The following is a 6159-nucleotide window of genomic DNA, read 5'->3' on the forward strand; positions in this document are numbered from 1 at the left end:
TTTAAAGTTAACTCAAAATCCAATATTCTGGGGCACTAAGTAGGTCAACGTAATTAAACATCAAACGCTCAGGAGATAGATCCCCCAATTCTTAGAGAAGTAGAGAAGTCGAGGATCTAAGTATTTTGTTTATTTATACCACCTAATTACTGACTTAAGTTAATACTCTTCCCTAATTTGTTAGTCATAGCCGATGATAATAAAACTGAGGTATTAATAATTTATACTAATTTAAGCTCATGCTACGCCAAATTTCTTTGGGAACACTCGGTTTAACGATCGGCGGCATATTAACCATCATTGGCTTTGTCGCCTATGCTGGTAATAATGCCACACTCAATCTTGTCGGATTTTTTTACGGGATTCCTTTATTGTTGGGAGGGCTGGCGCTGAAAGCTAATGAACTTAAGCCAGTACCATTTACCGAAACTACGTCACCGTCAGCATTGATACTGCGCGAGCAGCAAGCAACTGATACTCAAAATAAAATTCGCAAAGACATCACCCGATATTGCTACGGTCAAGATGCTCATCTAGATACAACACTTTCTTTTCTAGGTTTGAGTCCCACAGACCAGGAACGGCCAACAGTCACAGGGTTGCGAGAAATAGAAGTTAATGGGAGCTATGCTCTAATTTTAGAATTTTATTCACCGCTAATACCAATTGATGTGTGGCAAAAAAAGCAGGAAAAAATGACCAACTATTTTGGCCCTGGATTGGAGATTCAAATAACCCAGCCATCTGAAAATAAAATTGAACTAGCACTGATTAATACTCAAAAAGAGTTAATAGTCAATAGTCAATAACAAAAATTATCGCTACCAAAGCTCCATTGCTTTATAAGTTATCGTTACCCACATTAAAGCTTTTTGGTATCAGTCCAATCCAATAATGCGGTAGGAGTTTTGGTAGCGCATTGCTCAATGATATCCCAGCCATAATATCTCCGGTGTGGTTCGTACACGAGAAAAATCATGAGCAAATATAGAATTTTAAAACCTGAGCAAAGTTACACTTTTAGTCAATACTTTTTGTTGCCCAACCCAACAATAGACATCTTGGCTGAGTTTGAGTACACCTACGATCGCACAGAGCTAGAATTACCAAGATACTTTGCTGAACTGAGCTATTTAGAATTTTTACAAAATTATTTGCAGCGCAATATCAAGCTTTTTAACCCAATTGCCGAGATATCAATACGGGAATTTTTAATTGCACCTATCCTTGCTGAAATATGTGCTCAGACAAAGGCTCAACTATATAGTGAGTACCCGATTAATGTTAATGAACAACTCAAAGGTACTTTTGATTATTACTTACATAAATCTAACTCCCTATTGGTGATTGAAGCAAAACAATCAGATATCAGAAGAGGCTTTACACAGCTAGCAGTAGAATTAATCGCTCTTGATCAGTCCCTAGACGATCAAAAACCTATTTTATATGGAGCAGTTACCAATGGAGATGACTGGAAATTTGGTACTCTTCATAGAGAAGATAAGCGGGTTGTAGAAGATATTAAACTTTATCGTGTTCCTGAAGGTTTAGAAGATTTGGTACGAGTGCTTGTAGGCATCCTTTCATCTGAGGTTAGAGGCGATGCCTATTAACCCTCTTTTGTCACTCTGGGGAAATAAAAATTGAGGCTAAATGATCAAACCTAGATTTCCTGAGAAGATTAGCGATGGCTGCGCCCGCCGTTCGCGTAGCGTCTCGCAGAGAAGGCATCGCAAACTAATAGAAACCTCCAAACAAAGCTCTATAGGTAAAATCCTGTCTGGGTAAGAGTTACAGATTATTATCTGCCGAAAGTGACAAAAGAGGGTTAATCCCCTCCTCGCCTGCGGGGAGGGGAGACAAAGCGCAGCTTTGGCGGGGTGGGGTTCTTCGCGTTTAATAAGTAATCAAGCGGACATAATATGAGCTATTAGCCCGAAAATTTATTTTTGGGCGAGTGTTTGACTTTTGCAAGAGGTCTAAATCCCCCACGAGAGTGATTCTGAATTCTGAATTGTTCTTTGTTTAACCATTGACCAAAAAGTTACTTTTCTAAACGAACTGCATACCACTGCAAATATTGCCCAGGAGCAATATCTAATTCGCAACTGGTGTCGAGCAAATATTGTGCTTGAGCTTCCACAGTTTCAAACTTTTGCAAGTCAGGTGATAAATCTTGAATTTCGAGTTGTTGGAGAGTTGTTTTGAGCTTTTCTAATAACTCTGATGGTGTCAGAAATTGTTCTGGTTGATTTGCTTCTAGAACAACAAAGTGATCTTGCTGATACATTAATGGGTCTGGCATTTTAAAAATTTAGTGAATCTAAATAGGTTTTGATTTTTTTGTAAGAACTTCTGATTGTTTGTCTAGCGCAAAAGATGATGGTTTTATGTGCTGTATGTGAAGTAATTATAGGATTTACTTGCTCAAAACATTAATCTTAATTTATTAAGCCAGAGCCACTGGAAAATAAAACTTTGCAGCTAGTTTAATCTCAATATTATGTAATTATACTAAACCCTCGCAACCCCTTAGCGAATAGACTAAATAAATTTCGTTCAGATGAGATTTATTACTATTAGCTATCTTTTGAGCGCATTTTGGCAATTACTTTGCCCTGTCTGGCGAGGTTTCTAAACTAACTACAGAACTAAATAATTAAGGTGTGCATTTGCAATTCTCAAAAAATCGTAATTTAACTTTAACTATTGGGAAAGATAAAAGTAATATTTCCTTTGATAACCATAGCTGAACAAAAAGGTAACAATTGCCTTCGTGTTCTAATTATAGATTCTCTATGCAACTTAGTTATCTACCGCTTGCTTGGCTCACTAACATTGAGCAGTCTATTGTCAAAAAACAGTTGATTGTGAAGCCACACACACCTTTGCCGCTAATCCTGGCATTGATGAAAAGAGCGATCGCCCCGATGCGATTGAGTTGCACGGCCTTTTTCAAGATAGTCCCCGAAGTGGAAGGCAACTCATGTCAGGCATAAGCCCATTTCCTGTTCGTACACCACAACCACTGATTCTAGTGGCTGATGATGACAAGATCACCCGAGTATTGTTGCGTAAAGTTATGCAAGAAGAAAATTATCGAGTGGTCGAGGTCAATGATGGTAAACAATGTTTAGATGCTTACGAGACTATCAAACCCGATATAGTTTTGCTAGATGCTGTAATGCCTGTGATGGATGGCTTTACCTGCTGTGAGCACTTGCGCCAGATTGCAAAGAATAATTTAATATCAGCCGTTACAACCTTTGATACTGACTCGCCCCTTAACAATACTGTGATCTCCCAGATGTGGGAGCGTACTCCCATATTGATGATCACATCCTTGGACGATGAGGAATCCGTAAACCATGCTTTTAAAGTAGGGGCGAGTGATTACGTCACTAAGCCAATTAACTTCGCTGTATTGCGCCATCGGTTGCGCGAACTGGTACGGCAAGCGCAACGAAACAAACTATTAGAGACGGCATACCAAGATTTGCAGCATCTGGCCAATGTAGATGGCTTAACTGAGTTGGCAAATCGTCGCCGCTTTGACGATTATCTCAAGAATCAGTGGATTGATTTAATACAAAAGGAATCTCCTTTGTCAATGATTTTGTGTGATATCGACTTTTTTAAATTTTATAACGATAAATATGGCCATCCTGCTGGGGATATCTGTTTACAAAAAGTGGGAGCTCTCTTAAGCCTTAAGGCACAAAAACATCAAGATTTAGTAGCGCGTTATGGAGGGGAAGAATTTGCTGTGATTATGCCATACACCCCTGCATCTGGCGCAGTCCATGTTGCCGCAGCGATACAAGCGGGAATCAAAGATTTGCAAATTGTTCATGACGGTTCTTTTGTGAGTCAATATCTCACCCTCAGTATGGGCATTGCGACTATTGTCCCCACTTGGGAATCCTCGCCTTCAGATTTGATTTTGCTAGCCGATAAAGCACTCTACCAAGCAAAGGACAAGGGGCGCGATCGCTTTATCTCAAGTTCTTAATTGGCATTTGTCAATACCTTATACCTAAGAAGGATAAACTGGCAGTGTGAAGTGGAACCATGCTCCGTTATTGGGGGCAGAGTCTACCCAAATTTGACCATAATGTGCCAAAATGATGCGTTGGCATAAACAAAGACCAATGCCGTAACCTTCTGTACCTTCATCCCGTTGTAGGCGAAAGTGGTTTTCAAAGATGCGATCGCGATTCTCTACAGGAATACCAGGCCCAGTATCGCGAATACTAAACTGAACTTTTTGGGTAGTGCGGTGCAATCCGGCAACGCTAATCTTACCACCTACTGGGGTGTATTTAATGGCATTATCCAACAGATTCACTAGCACTTGGCGGATGCGTTCTGGGTCAGCATAGACGTATGGTAAGTCATTGGGAATATCCGTTTCTACCTCTTGGGATTTGGCTGTGTAGCGATCGCCCAATTCTTCGAGTACATCTAAGCAGAGTTTACCTAGCTGTAGTTTTTGTGGTAAAATAGGAAATTCTGTATCTTTGCCACGACCTACCTGCAAAAGGTCGGCAATCATCCGATCAATGATCTTAGTTTGATTCCGGGCTTGTTTTAATAAATGTGCCGTCAAAGATGGTTTGAGGCGCTGGAATTGCCCTGTCTCTACATTGTAGTTAGTTTGGAGAGTTTCTATGGCGATCGCGGCAGCAGTTAGCGGATTGCGAAGATCGTGCGCCAGCATCGCAATCACCCGATCTTTAAACTGTAGCTGCTCTTCGAGGTTATCTTTTTCCTGTTTCAAGCGAAAAATTTCGTCTGAGAGTGTGATTAGTTCAGCAGAAACAGCCACTGAACGGATAGTGGATTTGAGTGATGTCGCCCTAGCATTGTCGTCTAGACGTTCTTGTAAGTCTGACTGTAATTTTAAGTAGGTGTCTACACCAGCTTGCCAGCGAGGCCACCAGTTTTTCAATTGCGCTATGATATTACTCCCAGCTAAAATCTGTCGTGGTTCAGGATGGATTTTAATTAAAGCTGGCGTTGCGAGCAATTTAAAGTGTTCTGCTAAGTAAGGTTGTTGTCCAATATCGACAATTTGAAGTTCAAAACTATACTCAGCCTGCAATTCTTTTAAGTAAGCACGTATTCGCTGCACCTGTTGTCGGGACTTCGGGCGTTCATCGACAAACAATAGCAGCTGGAGTGGAGCCTCAGAATAAATAGGCTGATCCTGGGAAACTTGCATGTAATCGTGTTTCAGCACTCGTAACAACCCGGTGACGCTTTACAGAAAGTAAAATGGACTGACGGTTGTCGATGGTCGTTGTTTTTTCTTCAATTTAATATCTATTTTAGATTTCCTACTCTGATCAGAACTGCGTTTTTGACATTAGACATATCTTTTGGGTGCCTTTTGCCCCTTTTTGGCTAACTTCATCTTCAAAAAACAACCTTGCCCTTGAATATAAGTCTTAATTTGCCCTGAATCAAAAATTTTCGCCAGAGCCAGCAGGTAAAAGGTTTAATATACTATGTCAAATCGGCTAGTGCAGCACCATGTCAATTCTAGTGTTCGCTTTGAACAAGCGATCGCTCAACTAAACGCAGCTGCTAATTGTATCTAATCTATCAGGAAGCTGTTAACTGTTCAGACCAACTTTGTAGAGGGTTTTCTCAACCGCCAGTCCATCCGATGAAGTGTCTTTTTTGCCTCTACCCAATCTTAGTAAGATTGGGAAAACAGCCATAGCTAACAGATACTAGCGAAACTGCTGCGACACTTGATTGCTTTGCCTATGACCCCAGTCGCCAAGAATAACGAACTTACGCTAAGTTCTTGGAATTGCTTAAAACTGGCATTTCCCAGCTATTGCCTTACTCAGCTTACCATCGTCAGATGAATAATTTCCACAATAAATTGTCAGCCAGGGTTAGCGAACTTGATCTATTCCCCTCCTTGGGTGAGGCTAAGGGGGGCTTTAGTCCTAGTCTATCGCTTCAGTTGCTTGGCGATCGCTTTGCCCGCCAACTCTTGCAGACGCTGTTCGCGTTCGCCATCGCCTGAGTGATACTCCATCTGCAAGGAGATTAAAGCTTTTGGTAGCGAAACTGTTCTTTGGCGAGTTTTTAACTATTGCGCCGTAAGTCCCCCACTGAATTCTGTATTCGGAATCAGTGGCG

At 41.0% G+C, this 6159-nt stretch carries 7 protein-coding genes; 4 read left to right on the top strand and 3 right to left on the bottom strand.

Annotation, left to right across the window (positions count from 1 at the left end; all coding sequences use genetic code 11):
* The first annotated feature begins 239 nt into the window (after nucleotides 1-239).
* Nucleotides 240-809 (top strand): DUF2854 domain-containing protein, encoded by a 570-nt coding sequence (locus tag HWQ23_RS01005; protein ID WP_292822912.1) that lies wholly within the window; start codon nucleotides 240-242, stop codon nucleotides 807-809.
* A gap of 168 nt (nucleotides 810-977) precedes the next feature.
* Nucleotides 978-1613, top strand: a complete 636-nt coding sequence (locus HWQ23_RS01010; RefSeq protein WP_292822913.1) for a hypothetical protein — start codon at nucleotides 978-980, stop codon at nucleotides 1611-1613.
* Nucleotides 1614-2044: 431 nt separating this feature from the next.
* On the opposite strand, the gene HWQ23_RS01015 is transcribed toward HWQ23_RS01010, so the two are convergent.
* The gene (locus HWQ23_RS01015) at nucleotides 2045-2305 is read right to left on the bottom strand and encodes a CRR7 family NDH-1 assembly protein (protein ID WP_292822914.1); all 261 of its coding nucleotides are present in this window, start codon (nucleotides 2303-2305) and stop codon (nucleotides 2045-2047) included.
* A gap of 493 nt (nucleotides 2306-2798) precedes the next feature.
* Between HWQ23_RS01015 and HWQ23_RS01020 the strand changes: the two genes are divergently transcribed.
* Both HWQ23_RS01020 and HWQ23_RS01025 read left to right on the top strand, forming a co-directional pair.
* Nucleotides 2799-2999, top strand: coding sequence for a hypothetical protein (locus HWQ23_RS01020; RefSeq protein WP_292822915.1), 201 nt, complete (start codon nucleotides 2799-2801; stop codon nucleotides 2997-2999).
* Nucleotides 2987-4012, top strand: coding sequence for a response regulator (locus tag HWQ23_RS01025; RefSeq protein ID WP_292822916.1), 1026 nt, complete (start codon nucleotides 2987-2989; stop codon nucleotides 4010-4012). Before HWQ23_RS01020 ends, HWQ23_RS01025 begins: the two co-directional genes overlap by 13 nt.
* A gap of 24 nt (nucleotides 4013-4036) precedes the next feature.
* Here HWQ23_RS01025 and HWQ23_RS01030 read toward each other — a convergent pair whose 3' ends face one another.
* A complete protein-coding gene (locus HWQ23_RS01030; RefSeq protein ID WP_292822917.1) occupies nucleotides 4037-5242 on the bottom strand; it encodes a histidine kinase in 1206 nt (401 codons plus the stop codon).
* A gap of 721 nt (nucleotides 5243-5963) precedes the next feature.
* On the bottom strand, nucleotides 5964-6159 hold a 196-nt coding region (locus HWQ23_RS01035), incomplete at its 5' end, for a hypothetical protein (RefSeq protein ID WP_292822918.1).

This window comes from Nostoc sp. JL33 (genome assembly GCF_017114985.1).
GTDB lineage: Bacteria > Cyanobacteriota > Cyanobacteriia > Cyanobacteriales > Nostocaceae > Nostoc.